This window comes from Synechococcus sp. H55.9, assembly GCF_047462355.1.
In the GTDB taxonomy this organism is placed as follows: Bacteria; Cyanobacteriota; Cyanobacteriia; order Thermostichales; family Thermostichaceae; genus Thermostichus.
The window spans coordinates 3,216-19,231 of record NZ_JANSJB010000017.1 but is presented as its reverse complement, the minus strand read 5'-3'; the positions used below and the strand labels follow the sequence as shown (position 1 = coordinate 19,231).

The window sequence follows — 16,016 nt, the reverse complement described above, 5'->3', positions numbered from 1 at the left end:
AGAGAAGAGGGATCTGGAGCAGGCCGACGGCAAGACGGGAACAGCACTGGGTACCTCAGGAGCGACGACAAGCGATATTTTTCTGCCCAAACTACGACTAGGCTAAGGCAGGACTGCTCCACCGAACAGAGGGATCCCCCGCACACTTGGCGGAGCTAACCATCCGTCAACTGCCACCAGAGATACCCCAGCCGCAGGTAGTGAAGCCGCAGCCAGGGCAAAGGGAAAACGCGAGGCGGCTGGCGAAACAGAGCGCTGATGGGGGGCCGGCTGCCGGCGATCTCCTGGGCCAGCATTTTGCCCGCCCACACTGCTGTGGCCACGCCGCTGCCATGGTAGGCCAGGCCATACCACAAGCTGGGATCCGTCGGCGAAGGGCCAATATGGGGGTGAAGCTGCCGCGAAAGGCAGACCAGGCCGTTCCAAGCGTACTCGATCTCCACCCCCTCCCAGGTGGGAAAGAGGCGGTAGAGCTGCCGAGTCATCCAAGCCTGCAGGCGCTGTCGTTCTGCCGGAGTATTGCGGGTGCCGCCGCGCCCCCCAAACAGCAGGCGCCCGTCCGGCAGAAGACGGTAATAGAACAGCAGCCGCCGCGTGTCGTAAACCGGGGTCGGATCCCACCACCCCTGCGCTTTTTGCTCCGCAGGCGTCAGAGGGCGGGTGACCAGGATGTTGGACAGCACCGGCAACAGGGATCCCGCCAGTTGGGGGTACAAGGTCTCTGGGGTGTAGCCGTTGGTGGCGATGACCAGGTGCCGGGCCCGCACCGTTCCCCCTGGCGTGTGGCAAAGGTGCTGGGATCCCACCTTTTCCCAGGCGATGACCGGGCTGGCGCTGTGCAGTTGCGCTCCCCACCTGTGGGCCGCTTGGGCCAGCCCTTGGGTGAGCTTAAGGGGGTTGAGGCCAAACCCCACCCCGATGTGGAGAGCACCATAGTTCTCTTGGCTGTCAAAGCCCCGTTCCCGCAGCTCTTTGGGGCTGAGGAGCTGGGCCGGGTAGCCTGCCACCTGAGTACAGATCTGGTATTCGGCCTCCAATTCCGGCCAGGCCTGTGGACGATGGGCCACCGCGTAGCAGCCTTGTCCCTGCACTTCCAGCGAGAAGCCCTCGACGGCGGCCAGCTCCTGCACCGTCTCCACCGCCTGCCATTGATCCCGGTAGTAGCGCTCCGTCTCCGCCAGGCCCACCCGCCGCACCATCTGGGCATGGGTGAGATGGCTCGCCCCCACCCCGCAAAAGCCGCCGTTGCGCCCTGAGGCCCCCCACCCCAGGGATCCCGCTTCCAACAGGCAGGCGGAAATGCCGTGGTCGCGGGCCAGGTGCAGAGCCGTCGATAGGCCCGTCAATCCGCCCCCCACAATGACCACCTCGGCGCCCACCTGCCCCAGCAAAGGAGCCGGATGCCGCCAACCGGCATTCTCTATCGTGCTGTCCCAGTAGCTGCCGACCGGACAAGCAGGATCGTAGGTGCTGGCAGGATAAAGGGCTTTTCTCATGCGAACAAGAAAGAGAATATCCTACTGGGCAACGCTGTCGCGACCGCCAGCGGCAGCTTCCACGTCGGCAGGAGTGTTGCACTCCAAGAAGATCTCGGGGGTATAGAGCTCCACCTCCTGTACCCGTTTACCCAGATCCTGCAACAACCGGCGCAGGCCCAGGGTTTCCTCTCGGAGACACAGCAACTCTTCCCGCAAGCGCCCGTCGATCAGGGCGGGGTGTCCTCGTCGTCCTCGATGCACCGGCACCGTCGCCCAAGCGCGATGGCGCAGATGGTACTCCAGCAAGCTGTGGTAGATCCAGGCCGGACGGGGCTGATCCACCCCCGAAATGGCCAACACGCGAAAATCGGCAGGGATCCCTTCCACCCCCACCCGAATAGAGTGGGTCTTGCCCAGCTCAGGAGCCGGATTGATCAGCACCTCTGCCCCCGCCAAGTGAACTTGGGCCGCCGCCAGATGCTGGGATCCCAGCACCACCCAAGGTTGAAACCCTGCCTGTCGCCACTGAAAAATCTGGTAAGAAAGCAGGGTTTGCCCATCTTTCCAGGGCACCAGGGCTTTCGGTTCTCCCATCCGCGTGGAAAACCCAGCCGCCAGGATCAGCGCATGCAGCTTCAGGTCATTTGCCAAGGATCTTCACCAGCAGAATGCCAAACAAGTATAGAAACGTCACCGCCCCGGCCAAGAGGCTCTGGGTGAGGGGATCCGTGGAAGGGGTGAGAATGGCCCCTGCCACCACCGAGCCCAGAACCACGTAACGCCAGCCCTTGAGCATTTGCTCAGCACTCACCAGCCCCAACCCCCCCAGCAGCGCCTGCAAAATCGGCACCTGAAAGGCCAAGCCGGTGCTGAACAACAGCAGCAGCACAAACTCAAAGTAGCGGTCGATGGACCAGGCCTGATCCACCACCCCTTCGCCATAGCGAATGAAAAAGTTAAGTGCCGCCGGAATGAGGAGATAGTAAGCAAAGACCAAGCCAGCCACAAAGAGAAGGCTCGATCCCAGCACCACCGGCCCCAGCAGCTTGCGCTCCTTCACGCTCAGCCCCGGCAAGACGAAGCGGGCAATTTGGTAGAGCAAAAAGGGCGTGGCCAACAGCAACCCCGAATAGGCCGCCACCTTCATGGAGACGAAGAAATACTCCCCCGGCGCCAGTTGCAAAAAGGTCACCCCCCGCGCCGGCACCTCCAGCAGGGCGACAATGCGGTTCACCACCAGAAAGCAAGCAATGATGCAGATCGCCACCGCGATCACGCTGGCCAACAGGCGGCTGCGCAGCTCCTCCAAGTGCTCCATCAAGGTCATCTCGACCTCGTAGGGAAACTCCGGATCCGGCACCCGCTCAGAGTCAGGGGTTACCGTGGCTTGGGGCGAGGGCTCGGTCTCAGAGACAAGGGTCATGGGCCAAGGCGTAACGAAACATTCCCCGCTATCTTAGCTCTGCCCCGTCCTCGGGGAAAAGCGCCTGCCGAGAGCTCGGTCAAGGCCTGTAGAGATGGGTTGAACTGCCAGGACAGACATGATGAGCTCCTCCCCGGCTCAGGGGCTGGGGAACATCCCTCTCCAGCCGGGGATCCCGTGTGCGATAGGATCAAAAAGTGCCGAAATCCTGAGGGCCTCGGATCGAGTGCGCCCGTATTCCTCACTTTTTCAGCAGTATGGCCAGATCTCCAGCTTTGTGGCTCAGTCGCCTCGCTTTTCTGCGAGGGCTGATCTTTATCTTGGCAGTGGTGGCTGCCCTCGTCTATCTGGGCTTTAGCCGCGAAGTTCGCCTCGGCCTTGACCTCAAAGGAGGGACGCAGCTCACCCTGCAGGCTTTGCCTACGGAAGAGGTACCCGAGATCACCTCTGAGGTGATGCAGGGGGTGGAGGCGGTGATCCAGCAGCGGATCAACGGCCTGGGGGTGGCCGAGCCTCTGGTGCAGATCAGCGGCCAAGACCGCCTGTTCGTACAACTGCCGGGGGTGGCGGATCCGGATCGGGCCATTGCTCTTTTGGGCGATACGGCCCAGTTGGAGTTTCGCAAGGGCTTGGTGCCAGTCAGCGCCCTGCCTCGTAACGAGCGGGGGGAGATAACGGCGGGGGAGGATCCCGACGCCCTGTTTGAACGGGTCGGCCTGACAGGGGATCTGCTGCGCAACGCCTATCCCCAAGCCCCTCGTCGCGGATCCCAGAGCTGGGAAGTGCTGTTGGAGTTCAAGCCAGAAGGGGCAGAAAAGTTTACTCAGCTCACCCGAGAGTTGGCCGGAACAGGGCGTCCGCTTGGCATTTTTCTCGACGACGTGCTGATCAGCGCCCCCATCGTGGGGCCGGAGTTTGCCCGCACCGGCATTACCGGCGGAACAGCGGTGATCACGGGCAATTTCACGGTGGAAACCGCCACCGATCTGGCGGTGAAGCTCAAGGCGGGAGCGCTGCCGGTTCCCATTCGCGTCATTGAAAACCGCACCGTCGGGGCCACGTTGGGGGAAGAGAGCGTGCGCCGCAGCCTCTATGCCGGCATTGGCGGCCTGGTGCTGGTTTTTGTCTTTATGGTGGCCTACTACCGCCTGCCGGGGCTCATTGCCGACCTCGCTCTTCTCATCTACGCCCTCTGTACGTTTGCTCTGTTCCAACTGCTGGGGGTGACCATGACCCTGCCAGGGATCGCCGGCTTTATCCTCAGCATCGGCATGGCGGTGGATGCCAACGTGCTGATCTTCGAGCGCATCAAGGAGGAGCTGCGGGCGGGCAAGTCCATCTATAAGTCCATCTCGGAAGGGTTTAATCGCGCCTTCAGCAGCATCCTCGACAGCAACGTCACCACCCTTTTGGTCTGTGGCGTACTTTTCTGGCTGGGGATGGGGCTGGTGAAAGGCTTTGCCGTCACCTTGGCCATTGGCATTCTGGTAAGCTTTTTCACGGCCATCACCTGCACCCGCACCCTGCTGCTGGCGGCAATGGGGATCCCTGCCCTGCGCAAACCTGAGTTTTACGGCGTTCGCATGGAGGCGGCTCAATCATGACGGCGCAAGAGTTATCCCCCCCCGATCCGGCGGTGGGATCCCGGCGGTTGCTTGACTACCGCTTCGACATCGTCGGGCGCAGCAAGCTTTGGTTTACCCTTTCCCTGGCGGTGTTGCTGGTGGGGCTGGTCAGCATGGCCTTTTCTCTGGCCTCTCTAGGGACACCGCTGCGGCTGGGGCTGGATTTTGCCGGCGGCACCTTGCTGGATCTGCGTTTTGAGCGGCCTGTCACCACCGAAGAGCTGCGGCGGGCGCTGCAGGAACACAACCTGGGCAGCAGCATCATCCAACTGGACACCCAGACCAGTCAGGAAGCCTTGATCCGCATGCCCCCTTTGACTGAGCAGGAGCGCCTAGCGGTAGAGGAGACGCTGCGGCAACAGGTAGGCCCTTTTGAGCGCAACCTAGTGGAGACGGTAGGCCCGACGGTGGGGCGCTTGCTCTTGCGTTCCGGCCTCGTGGCTGTGCTCATCTCTTTTGGGCTCATTGTGGTGTATCTGGCCCTGCGCTTCCAGTGGGATTACGCGGTGTTTGCCATTGTGGCCTTGCTGCACGATGTGGTGCTGACAACAGGTCTGTTTGCCCTTTTGGGCCTAACGGTGGGCATGGAGGTGGACAGCCTGTTTGTGGTGGCGCTGCTAACCATCATTGGTTTTTCCGTCAACGACACGGTGGTTATCTACGACCGCATCCGGGAAAATCTGCGTCTGGTCAGCCGCAAGGTCAGCTTTGCCGAGGTGGTGAACCTATCTCTAAACCAGACTTTTGCCCGCTCTTTGAACACCACCCTGACAACGATGCTGCCCCTGGTGGCCATTGCCATTTTTGGGGGAGCCACCCTGAAGGGGTTTGCCATCGCTCTGCTCATTGGCTTTAGCTTGGGGGTCTATTCCAGCATCTTCATCGCCAGCCCTCTGCTGGTGTGGTGGCGGCAGCGGCGCTATGGCGGAAAAGGGGATCCCGAGGCGCTGCCTTCCGGCGCAGAGGGGTAGGGCGGCGGCAACTGCCTACCAGTGCAGCCGCTGTCCGTGGGCAACCAGGTAGCGCTGCAAGTCGGCCATCTTGCCCTGCGGCACAATCTGGGCGGGGATCAAACCGGGATCCTGGCTGTGCAACCAGGCTACGATGAGCCCCGCTGCTGAGCCGATGGTCCACTCGCCGTAGTGGGTGCGGGTGGCGGCGTTGACGATGTGGCTGACGGCGATCCCTTTGCCGCCGATGAGCAGGTTATCCACTTTCTGGGGGATCAGGGCCTCTAGGGGGATGACGATGGGGCGGACGGAAAACTCGTTGACGGGCGCCGAGCTGGCCGACAGGGAAGGCTCCCAGTTGCGGTAGCGACAGCCGTGCATGTCGATGGCGTAGTGAGTCACCCCTACGGCGGTGGGGCTAAAGTCCCGTCCCCCACTGGTGCCGACACGGATGTCTTGCTCCAGCATCTGGAATTCCGCCTGGCCGTAGGCAGCTCGCCCCAGGATGCGCCGCCCCTCCCGGATGTAGGGGTAGAGGCTGAGGCCGGAGCGGGTGCCCAGCAAAGAGTCCTCGGCAAACACCAACGAGAGGGGATAGCCGGCGCGGGCTTGGGTTTCCATCAGCCACTCGGCAAAGAGCAGGGCGTGGTTTTCTCCATCTTTGAGGGCGGAGACGTCCAGCCCCCCCAGCCAGTTGTGGCGCTGCCCTGAGGCCACCAGCCGCTCTTCTGTCAGGATTAGGGGCGGGTTCATGATCCCCCAGTCGTTGCCGCGGTTCCAGTTCACCAGCGTCAGGTCGCCCGGCACCGGTGTGCTGTGGAAGGGATCCGTGCGGCCTTTGCTGACGATGCGGCGGTAGTTGAAAAAGCTCTGGCCGCTGAAGGTGGGAAACCCCTCCAGGTCGAACTGGCGGCGGTGCTCGGCGCGGGAGTAGCCCGGCTGCAACTGGGCCAGCTCGGCGCGGGAGCGCCCGCCATCGTCGTGGATGGCCAGCACGAAAGGAAAAGTGAAGGCCTGGGTGCACTCCGGGTTGCTGGCCGGGGCGGCATTGGGCTCCCCCGTCAGATCTCGCCCTTCTGAGCCCAGCCGGTAGGGGATCCCCGCCCAGCCCACCAGCTCGCCGGTGTCGGTGGCGTCGATAACAAACAGGTTGCGGCCCGGTGGCGCCTGCAGCCGCAGCACCCGCTTGGCAAACACTTCCGTCTCCTGCCAGCCATACCAGCTCACCAATTCCCGCCACAGCCGCCCTGGCGGCACAAAATTGGGATCCCGCGGCTGCCGCTGCACGGCGTAGAGGCTCTCGATGCGGGAGCCGTCGGCGCTGAAGGTGGCCCCCTTAAAAGCGGTCTGGGTGGCCCAGCGACTCTGGGGAGCAGACTGAGCCGCCTGCCGCAGCCAGGTTTCCACCGCCTGCAGACCCGCCTGGGGCGGAAAACACAGCCCCCCTACCCAGCAACTGTTGATCTTGGTCACGCGGGTTCCCGGCGGGATCCCTGTCCAGGCGGGCAGATGCAGCGGCTGGCTTTCGATGAGGGCCTTAAACTCCAGCCAGTGGCGGGAAAAATTGCCCCGCTGCCGCATGGGGAGGGACTCGTCGATGGCCGATACCCCCTGCGAGGTGATCTGCCCCCCCAGCCAGGGGGTGAGCTCGATGAGACAGGTTTGCACACCCCCCCGCATGGCTTGGCCTGCAGCCGCCACGCCCCCCAGGGATCCGCCCACCACCACCAGCTCGCACTCCCAGATCTCGTCCGGCTGCGGCAAGGGATCCAGCAGCGGCCAGCCGTGGGCCGTAAAACGGGGCGGCTCCGGCTCTGGAGCGGCGACGGGCGATCCCCCTTCCGGCTGGGAGAGGGCGGCGAACCCCATCCCCGCCACGAAGCCCAGCAGAGACAGGATCCCCAACCCCAGCACTCGTTGGCGCCTGAGTCTTTGCTGTGCTGCCGGGATCCTCTTGCCGGCCATACTCACCTGACCTCACACCCCAATTTGCGCCGGCAACCTTTTGGACAGCGATCCAAGGCCCGGGAGAAATCCCTTTGAGAATAGCCGACAAAGCTGCCTCTAGGGTCAGGCCGAGTAACTAAGATCCGAGCAACAAGGCATAATGGGCTAGCAACTTTTTTCCAGCAGGGATCCGCAGCAGCATGGGACGGGCAAAGAAAGTGGTATTAGCCTATTCGGGCGGCGTCGATACTTCCGTCTGCATCCCCTATCTCAAGCACGAGTGGGGAGTGGAATCGGTAGTCACCCTGGCGGTGGACTTGGGTCAGGGGGCGGAGCTGGAGGCCATCCAAGCCAAGGCGCTGAGGGCCGGGGCGGAGCAATCCCTGGTGCGGGAGGCCGTCCAGACCCTGATTGCCGACTACGCCTTCCCCGCCATCCAGGCCAATGCCCTCTACGAGCAGCGCTACCCTCTCTCCACTGCCTTGGCCCGACCCCTGATCGCCAAGCTGTTGGTGGAGGTGGCAGAAGAGGTGGGCGCCGACGCCGTGGCCCACGGCTGCACCGGCAAGGGCAACGACCAGGTGCGCTTCGACCTGGCCATCGCCGCCTTGAACCCCAAGCTCAAGGTGCTGGCCCCGGCCCGCGAGTGGGGCATGACCCGCGAGGAGACCATTGCCTACGGCGAGCGCTACGGGATCCCTATGCCGGTGCAAAAGTCCAGCCCCTACAGCATCGACCTCAACATCCTGGGCCGCAGCGTCGAAGCCGGGATCCTGGAAGACGCCGACCAAGAACCACCGGAGGAAGTCTACGCCCTCACCCGGCCTATTTCTCAAACCCCCGACGAGCCCGCCTATGTGGAGATCGCCTTTGAAGAGGGGATCCCGGTAGAGCTGGACGGGCAGCGCCTTGGCCCCAGAGCCCTCTTCGAGCGGCTCAACGCCTTAGCCGGCAGCCACGGTGTCGGTCGCATCGATATGATTGAAAACCGGCTGGTGGGGATCAAGTCGCGCGAGATCTACGAGTGTCCGGCCCTAACGGTGTTGATCCAGGCCCACCGCGAGCTGGAAAGCCTCACCCTCACCCGCGAGGTCATCCACTACAAGTACGGCATCGAGACCACCTACAGCCAATTGATCTACAACGGCCTTTGGTATTCGCCGCTGCGGGAGGCCCTGGACGCCTTCATCTGCACCACCCAAAAGAGTGTTACCGGCGTGGTGCGGATGCGCCTGCACAAGGGCCAGGCTGTCTGCGTGGGCCGCCGCTCTCCTTACTCCCTCTACAACGCGGAGCTGGCCACCTACGGGGAAGGGGATCAGTTCGACCACCGCGCTGCCGAAGGCTTCATCTACATCTGGGGTCTGCCCACCCGCGTCTGGGCCCAGGTGCACCGGGGCGGTGGTGCTTGAGCTCTACCGCCCCACCTGCCTGCTTGCGAGATGGCGCAGGTGGGCCAGGTTTTCCACCGCGGGGGTGAGGGGCTTTCTCTAGGTTCCTGCCGTCCAGGTGTTGCCGTACTCGATCTGCTCCGGGGTAAGGCTGTCAATTTGGATCCCCATGGCCTTGAGCTTGAGGCGGGCGATGGCCTCGTCGATCTCCGCAGGAATGGGGTGCAGCCCTGGCGCCAGCCGGCCACGGTTTTTCACCAGGTACTCGCAGGCCAGCGCTTGGTTGGCAAAGCTCATGTCCATGACGCTGGCGGGGTGGCCTTCGGCGGCAGCCAGGTTGATCAGCCGGCCCTCCCCCAGCACGAACACCGATTTGCCCGACTGGAGACGGTATTCTTCCACAAAGGGGCGCACGCTCTGCCGGGAAACCGTCCGCTCTTGCAAGGCCACCAGGTCGATCTCGATGTCGAAGTGGCCGGCGTTACAGACCATCGCCCCATCTTTCATCCGGTCGAAGTGCTCGCCGCGGATAACGTGCTTGTTGCCGGTGACGGTGATGAACAGATCCCCCAGAGGGGCGGCCTCGGCCATGGGCATAACCCGAAAGCCATCCATCACCGCCTCCAGAGCCCGCACCGGGTTGACCTCGGTCACGATGACCTGGGATCCCATGCCGCGGGCCCGCATCGCCACCCCCTTGGCGCACCAGCCGTAGCCGGCCACCACCACTGTTTTTCCGGCCAGGAGAATGTTGGTACAGCGCAGAATGCCGTCCAGGGTGGATTGGCCGGTGCCGTAGCGGTTGTCGAACAGGTGCTTGGTCTCGGCGTCGTTGACGGTCATCACCGGGAAGCTGAGCACCCCCGCCTTGAACATGGCCCGCAGGCGCACCAGGCCGGTGGTAGTCTCTTCCGTGGTGCCGATGATTTCCGACACCTGCTCCTGGCGATGCTGAACCAGCTCCGCCGTCACATCGCCGCCGTCGTCAATGATGAGATGGGGGCGGTGATCCAGGGCGATCTGGACATGGCGGCGGTAGGTCTCTACATCTTCCCCCTTGATGGCAAAGACCGAGATGCCGTAGTCGGCCACCAGGCTGGCGGCCACATCGTCTTGGGTGGAGAGGGGGTTGCTGGCGATGAGGACGCTATCGGCTCCCCCTGCCTGCAAGGCCAAGGCCAGATTGGCCGTCTCGGTGGTGACATGGCAGCAGGCCACCAGGCGCAGACCGGCCAGGGGTTTTTCTTGGGCAAAGCGCTCCCGGATCTGGGCCAGCACCGGCATCTCCCGCGCCGCCCATTGGATCCGTTGCTTGCCCAAGGAGCTGAGGCTGAGGTCTTTAACTTCGTGCTTGGGGAGAGACAGGGTGGCGCTGGTCATCGAGAAGGCTCCAAAAAGGGTCGTCGAAAAAGGATAGAGGTTCAGCCGAGCTACACGGCTAGAGACAGGGAGTTTCAGGCCGTTACAATGTCGGCAAGAGGGATAAACAGATGTCAACAGACCTGAACTATTCTGCCACAAGGGATCCCTTTTCAGCGCTGGGTCTGGACGTGGGCAACCGTCGCATCGGCGTGGCCGGCTCCGACGGGCTGGGGCTGCTGGCTACCGGCCTGGGGGTGATCCGGCGCCGTTCCCTGCCCGAAGACATTGCCCAAGTGCAGGAGTGGATCCGCCGCCGCCGGGCCACCGTGGTGGTGGTCGGGATCCCCCTTTTGGCAGATGGCTCGGTGGGATCCCAGGCCCGCAAGGTGCAGCGGTTTGTGCGCGCTTTGCAGGTGGCGGTGGATCTTCCCGTTATTACCGTCAACGAATACCTGAGCACCGTACAGGCGGAGTGGGATCTGCGCGAGGCCGGGATCCCGGCCAAGGCCCAGAAGGGTTTGATCGATCAACAGTCGGCGGCAGTGATTCTCCAAACTTGGCTGGACGAGCGACGGGCTTCTTTGTCGGAAGTGCCGGGCTGGCGGGGCTGGGGCAGCAAAGACTACGCTGGAGAGGTCTAGCCGGGCCAGTGCAAGTCAGCTCGAAGCATGAAGCATAAGGTGTGCCATCCCCGGTCGGCCCGCTGGCGTTGGCAGGGCCTATCTTTTAGGTCGGGGCTTGTCGCGCAATTTTGGTAATCTCAAGCTGAGCATCTGAGCATGAATCGCATTTGCATTCTTGGGGGCGGCTTTGGCGGGTTGTACACAGCTTTGGAACTGAGCCGGCAACCCTGGCCAGAGCCACCCCAAATTACCTTGGTCGATCGCCAGGAGCGGTTTGTCTTTGCTCCTTTGCTGTACGAGCTGCTCACCGGAGAAATGGAGGACTGGGAGGTGGCTCCCCGCTTCCAAGATCTGCTGCCCTCGGAGTCGGTGCAATTTCGCCGCGGCTCTGTCCAGGCCATTGACCTTCAAGCCCGCCGAGTGGGTCTGGAAGACGGGCAGAGCCTAGAATACGACGCGCTGGTGCTGGCGCTGGGGGGAGAAACCCCTTTACAGAGCGTTCCGGGAGCGGCGGAGTTCGCTTTTCCCTTTCGCACCCTGGCCGATGCCCAACGGCTGCGGGCCCACCTGAAAACGTTGGAAGAGCGGGATCCGGCTCAGCCGATAACTCTGGCCATTGCCGGGGCGGGGGCAAGCGGCGTGGAGCTAGCCTGCAAATTGGCAGACCGTCTGGGATCGCGGGGACGGATCCGTCTTATTGAGGTGGGATCCCGGATTTTGTCGGGCTTTGCTTCTTCCAGCCGGGAGGCGGCCCAACTGGCGTTGGCCCAACGGCGGGTGCAGGTGGAGTTGCAAACCAAGGTTTTGGGCATCGAGGCTCTGGGCGAGAACGGCGCCCCCCCCTTCCGCCCACAATTGCAGCGGCTGGCGGCCCAGGAGACGGCTACGGATCTTGTGGATGCGGTGCTGTGGACCGTCGGAACCCGACCGGCAGCGGTGATCGCCAACTTGGATCTGCCCAAAAGTGAGCGGGGACGGCTGCAGGTTTTGCCCACCCTGCAAACTCCCCCCTTTCCAGAAGTGTTTGCCCTGGGAGACGTAGCGGCGGTGGTGGATGCCGAAGGCCAGCCGGTGCCCGCCACCGCCCAAGCAGCTTTTCAACAGGCCGGCTATTGCGCTTGGAACCTGTGGGCCTTGCTCACGCAGGAGCGGCCCCTGCTGCCGTTCCGCTACTTTTCTCTGGGGGAAATGCTCAGCTTGGGGACGGATACGGCGGTGCTTTCCGCCCTCGGCGGCCTCACCCTGAGCGGCCCCCTGGGCTATTTGGCCCGACGAGCCATCTACCTGGTGCGTCTACCTACCCTGGAGCACCAGCTCAAGGTGGGATGGAACTGGATCACCCGCCCGCTCTGGCAGGCCCTAGGAGCCCTGTAGCTGGCGGGAGCGCTCGTAGGCTGCCCGCACTGCCCGCATCAAGGCCCCTCGCACCCCCGCCTCTTCCAGGACTTGGATCCCGGCGATGGTCGTTCCCCCTGGGCTGGTCACTTGATCCTTGAGAAGAGCGGGGTGGAGCTTCTCGTGCTGTAAAAGGGCAGCCGTGCCCGCCAAGGTCTGCATCGCCAGTTGGGTGGCGAGGGGACGCGGCAGCCCCACCCCCACCCCCCCGTCGATCAGCGCTTCCAGGATCACCGCCAAATACCCCGGCCCCGATCCCGACAGGGCCGTCACCGCATCCATTTGGCTTTCGGCCACCGTCACCACCTGGCCTACAGCCCGAAACAACCTTTCCACCTGCTCCTTCTGATCAGGCGTCACTCCTGGCCCGTAGCAGATAGCCGTGATCCCTGCTCCCACCAGCGCCGGTGTGTTGGGCATGGTGCGCACCACCCTCTGCTGGGGAAAAGCCTGCTGCAACTGCTGCAAAGGGATCCCGGCCATAATCGAGATCACCAACTGCGCGGCGGACGGCTGGCCCATCTCAGCCACCACCTGCGGGAAAACCTGGGGCTTGACGGCCAAAAATACAATCTCAGACTCTCCCGCCTGAGATAGATCCGCCAACAGCCGAATGCCCAGCTCCTGCTGTAGGGTCTTGGCCTTGTCCGGGTCGGGCTCCCGCAAAGCCACCTGAACTGCAGGATAAAGCCCCGCGGCCACCCAACGCCGCAGCAGGGCGGATCCCATGGCTCCCCCCCCGATCACACTCAGCAGCGGTCGCTCCATACTGGCTAGTGCTGGCCCACCGCCTGCAAATGTTCATAGCTGCTGGGCCAGAGAGGGGCAGGGCTGTGCAAGGGACGCTGCAGCGGCTGCACCCCTTGGCTACTGGGGGTGGAGACCGTCACCGTGCTGGGGGTGAACAAAAAAATGTTTTCGCCAATGCGCTCCTGGTGGCCATCGATGGCGTAGGTGCCACCGGCAACAAAATCCACCGAGCGCTGTGCTTCGGCGGGATCCATCAGGGTCAAGTTCATGATCACCGTCTTGCGCTCCCGCAGGTACTGGATGACTTGAGCCATCTCGTCAAAGCTGCGCGGCTCCAGCACCACCACTTCGCTGGTGGGTGGGTTGACGCCCGGTAATCCAATTACGTTGCTCCCCATACTGCCCCCTGCTAAGCGATCCCGATGTTGACTGCGCCGATGGCCCCGCGACTCTTCTCGACCGACAGACCCTTCCCCGGCTTCCGCTCCCCGTTGTCGACGTCCGCGTGGAAGGGCACTGGCTTCCTGCTCTTCAGGAGCCGGTTGGGAACGGCGTCCCTCGTAGAGCAGTTGGTAATCATCCTGCCCTTCCATTTCAGGGTACTCCTCCAGGCCGTCCACGGGATCATTCAGGCCCACAAAATCTCTTACCCTGCTCCAGATTCCATTGACATTCATCGTCCACATCCTCACTACAGGTCATGGTTTGCGGCAAGCGCAGGATTCAGGCTCTTGATTGGATCTTGAGTAGCCCAGTCAAGCCAAAGGGCATCTCCAATCTTTATTTTTAGTTAAAGTTTTTCAAAAGGCCGAGACAGGGTTTGCTCGAGAAGCTGCCGAGGCAGGTTAAAAAACCCATGGGCCCGACGAGTCGAGTTTACCCAGAAGAAGTGAAGATGTCATCCCACTTGTCCAGCCACTGCTTTGGCCAGAGTCTACTGCGCTCCTTGTCCAGCTTGAACACGTGTTAACGGGAGTGACGCAAATGATTACAAGTTTCCCTAAAATTTCCCCGACAGGGTAAATTTTGGGCGGGATTGCCCTGTTTTTGCCCGATTCAGGCCGAACTCCAACCCAGAGCGTGCCCTGCAGGGCAACTCCGGAGTTGCGCTGCTTTACACAAAATTTAATCACAATTCAGCGGCTTCATGGAGACTCCATCTATCTATTTCCGCTCGGCATCGGCGAACAAAGCGCGCCCCAGCCGAATCAGGTTGGAGCCTGCGGCCACCGCCAGGGGGTAATCGTCGGACATGCCCATGGAGAGGGTGTGCAACTGCAGATGCTCGTAGCCGCTGCGCTGGATGTGATCCGCCAGCTCGGCCAGCTTGCGAAACAGCTCTAGGGCTGCCTCTGAGCTCAAGCCCAAAGGCAAAATGGTCATCAGGCCCACAATTTGCACCTGCAGCAGTTGGTTCAGTTGCGGCAGGCTTTGCAACAGATCGGGGATGAGCCAGCCGAATTTATTGGGATCCGGGGCCAATTTCACCTGCAAGCAGAGCTTGGGGGTAAGGTGCAGCTCCCAGGCTTTTTGGTTGATCAGCTTGGCCAGGCGCAGGCTATCGACGCTGTCAATCCAGGCAAATTGTCTGAGGGCCGGCTTTACCTTATTGGTCTGCAAATGCCCGATCAAGTGCCAGACAATATCGGTCAGATCCTGCAGTTGCGCCTGTTTGGCGGCTGCCTCTTGCACTCGGCTTTCGCCAAAGTGGCGGATCCCGGCTCGATAGGCGGCGCGGATGTGGTTGACGCTGTAGCCTTTGCTCACCGCCATGATCTCCACATGGCCTGGGATCCGGGCGCGGATGGCCTGAATGCGGCTGTGGATGAGCTCTTCGTCAACGGGGGGCGGCGACGCTTCAAGGGAGCTGGAAGAAGGCGGAGACATGGCTAGGGCCACCTAGGAAGCTAGCAGAAGATCTCGACAGAGAGAGTCCAGTCCTCGTTTTGTCTGGATACTTCGAGATTGGAGCCGGTGCTCCAGCGGCCAGGTGGAAACAGGGGGAACCCAGCCATAGCCCAGTTCTTCTGGAGCCTAGCCCAAGGCCGCCGCCAGGATCTGATAGGCCAGCTTGGCGGCGGTGAAGGCGCTGCGGCGATCGGTTTCCCGTTCCCCGGTGACCGCCAGCTCCACCACATCGGCGCCGACGATTTGCCGCTGCTGCCCCAGGGCCCGGATCAGCTCTACGGTCTCCCACCAGCCCAAGCCGCCGGGTTCGGGGGTGCCCGTGGCCGGCACGACCGCAGGATCCAACCCGTCCACATCCACCGTCAGGTAAACCTGGGATCCCAGCGTGGCGATCACCTCGGGGATCCACTCCTGGGCTGGCTTGCCGTGCAGGCTGTGGGCAAAGAAGGTGTGCAAGCGGTGCTTGCGAATGGCCTGGCGGTCTTCGGCGCAGAGGGAGCGGATCCCCACTTGGGTGAGGCGGCCGCCCACTTGCTCCACCACACGGGCCATGGCGGAAGCGTGGGAGTAGCGGGATCCCTCGTAGCTGTCTCTCAGGTCGCAGTGGGCATCGATCTGCAGCACGTGCAGTTCTGGGTAGTGGGACAGGTGGGCGGCAATCAAGGGGCCAGTGATGGAGTGCTCCCCGCCAATGGAGAGCAGAAACCGCCCTGGCCTTACCCACTCGGCAGCGCGGCGCTGAATTGCGGCCATGGCCAACTCGTGGGCGTCCAGCCCCTCGAACTCCACTGGCGGCGCCGTCCAGTAGCGGGAGGTCTCTGCGGCAAAGTCGGGGTGGAGGGCCGGCTGGCAGTCTCTCACCTCGTCGTAGATCTCTACATAGGCAGAAGCCTGCAACAGCGCCTGAGGGCCTTTGGCCGTGCCTTTGCCGTAGGAGGTGGTGGCCTCGTAGGGGATAGGCAACACAATGGCTTGGGCCAGCTCCGGATCCGGCTCAGCCAGGCCCAAGAAGGGGAAAGGAGAGCGGTACATGGCAAGAGCAGAAGAGGGGATCCCTATTGTATTGAAAGATCTTGGGATAGCCCGCAAAGATTGGGGTAACCGGCCAAGGGCGGATCCCTTGTAGGATGGCAGCAAACCCTCTAGACTGAGCAAAGGTTGCCC

14 protein-coding genes are annotated in these 16,016 nt (G+C 62.7%); 5 read left to right on the top strand and 9 right to left on the bottom strand.

The window, feature by feature from the left end:
• Nucleotides 1-155: 155 nt before the first annotated feature.
• Genes NW857_RS04065 through tatC form a run of 3 tightly spaced genes read right to left on the bottom strand, consistent with a single transcriptional unit; the run spans nucleotide 156 to nucleotide 2,901 of the window.
• The gene (locus NW857_RS04065; protein ID WP_414333463.1) at nucleotides 156-1,496 is read right to left on the bottom strand and encodes an NAD(P)/FAD-dependent oxidoreductase; all 1,341 of its coding nucleotides are present in this window, start codon (nucleotides 1,494-1,496) and stop codon (nucleotides 156-158) included.
• 21 nt (nucleotides 1,497-1,517) lie between these two features.
• A complete protein-coding gene (locus NW857_RS04060; protein ID WP_414333461.1) occupies nucleotides 1,518-2,129 on the bottom strand; it encodes a nucleotidyltransferase family protein in 612 nt (203 codons plus the stop codon).
• The gene (gene tatC / locus NW857_RS04055) at nucleotides 2,119-2,901 is read right to left on the bottom strand and encodes a twin-arginine translocase subunit TatC (protein ID WP_414333459.1); all 783 of its coding nucleotides are present in this window, start codon (nucleotides 2,899-2,901) and stop codon (nucleotides 2,119-2,121) included. Before tatC ends, NW857_RS04060 begins: the two co-directional genes overlap by 11 nt.
• A 257-nt stretch (nucleotides 2,902-3,158) precedes the next feature.
• Between tatC and secD the strand changes: the two genes are divergently transcribed.
• The gene (secD, locus tag NW857_RS04050; RefSeq protein WP_414368019.1) at nucleotides 3,159-4,505 is read left to right on the top strand and encodes a protein translocase subunit SecD; all 1,347 of its coding nucleotides are present in this window, start codon (nucleotides 3,159-3,161) and stop codon (nucleotides 4,503-4,505) included.
• Nucleotides 4,502-5,497, top strand: coding sequence for a protein translocase subunit SecF (secF, locus tag NW857_RS04045; RefSeq protein ID WP_414333455.1), 996 nt, complete (start codon nucleotides 4,502-4,504; stop codon nucleotides 5,495-5,497). The genes secD and secF overlap by 4 nt, the downstream gene beginning before the upstream one ends.
• A gap of 15 nt (nucleotides 5,498-5,512) precedes the next feature.
• Here secF and NW857_RS04040 read toward each other — a convergent pair whose 3' ends face one another.
• Nucleotides 5,513-7,441: an FAD-dependent oxidoreductase gene (locus NW857_RS04040; RefSeq protein ID WP_414333454.1), complete on the bottom strand. Its 1,929-nt coding sequence runs from the start codon at nucleotides 7,439-7,441 to the stop codon at nucleotides 5,513-5,515.
• A gap of 182 nt (nucleotides 7,442-7,623) precedes the next feature.
• Here NW857_RS04040 and NW857_RS04035 point away from each other — a divergent pair, with 182 nt between their 5' ends.
• On the top strand, nucleotides 7,624-8,835 hold the full coding sequence (locus NW857_RS04035; RefSeq protein ID WP_414338557.1) for an argininosuccinate synthase: 1,212 nt from the start codon (nucleotides 7,624-7,626) through the stop codon (nucleotides 8,833-8,835).
• Between the two features lie 78 nt (nucleotides 8,836-8,913).
• On the opposite strand, the gene ahcY is transcribed toward NW857_RS04035, so the two are convergent.
• Nucleotides 8,914-10,194 (bottom strand): adenosylhomocysteinase, encoded by a 1,281-nt coding sequence (gene ahcY / locus NW857_RS04030; RefSeq protein ID WP_414333450.1) that lies wholly within the window; start codon nucleotides 10,192-10,194, stop codon nucleotides 8,914-8,916.
• 110 nt (nucleotides 10,195-10,304) lie between these two features.
• Here ahcY and ruvX point away from each other — a divergent pair, with 110 nt between their 5' ends.
• Both ruvX and NW857_RS04020 read left to right on the top strand, forming a co-directional pair.
• Complete coding sequence (gene ruvX, locus NW857_RS04025) at nucleotides 10,305-10,817, top strand: Holliday junction resolvase RuvX (RefSeq protein WP_414333448.1); 513 nt, start codon at nucleotides 10,305-10,307, stop codon at nucleotides 10,815-10,817.
• Nucleotides 10,818-10,955: 138 nt separating this feature from the next.
• Entirely contained in the window at nucleotides 10,956-12,173 is a 1,218-nt protein-coding gene (locus NW857_RS04020; protein WP_414368017.1) for an NAD(P)/FAD-dependent oxidoreductase, read from the top strand.
• On the opposite strand, the gene proC is transcribed toward NW857_RS04020, so the two are convergent.
• The 4 genes from proC to speB all read right to left on the bottom strand — a co-directional run.
• Nucleotides 12,159-12,962, bottom strand: coding sequence for a pyrroline-5-carboxylate reductase (gene proC, locus NW857_RS04015; RefSeq protein ID WP_414338565.1), 804 nt, complete (start codon nucleotides 12,960-12,962; stop codon nucleotides 12,159-12,161). The two genes, NW857_RS04020 and proC, sit on opposite strands and share 15 nt — an antisense overlap.
• Before the next feature lie 5 nt (nucleotides 12,963-12,967).
• A complete protein-coding gene (locus NW857_RS04010) occupies nucleotides 12,968-13,537 on the bottom strand; it encodes a cell division protein SepF (RefSeq protein WP_414338579.1) in 570 nt (189 codons plus the stop codon).
• A 571-nt stretch (nucleotides 13,538-14,108) separates the two neighbouring features.
• Nucleotides 14,109-14,831, bottom strand: coding sequence for a YggS family pyridoxal phosphate-dependent enzyme (locus NW857_RS04005; protein ID WP_414333442.1), 723 nt, complete (start codon nucleotides 14,829-14,831; stop codon nucleotides 14,109-14,111).
• A gap of 147 nt (nucleotides 14,832-14,978) precedes the next feature.
• On the bottom strand, nucleotides 14,979-16,016 hold a 1,038-nt coding region (gene speB / locus NW857_RS04000; protein ID WP_414368014.1), incomplete at its 5' end, for an agmatinase.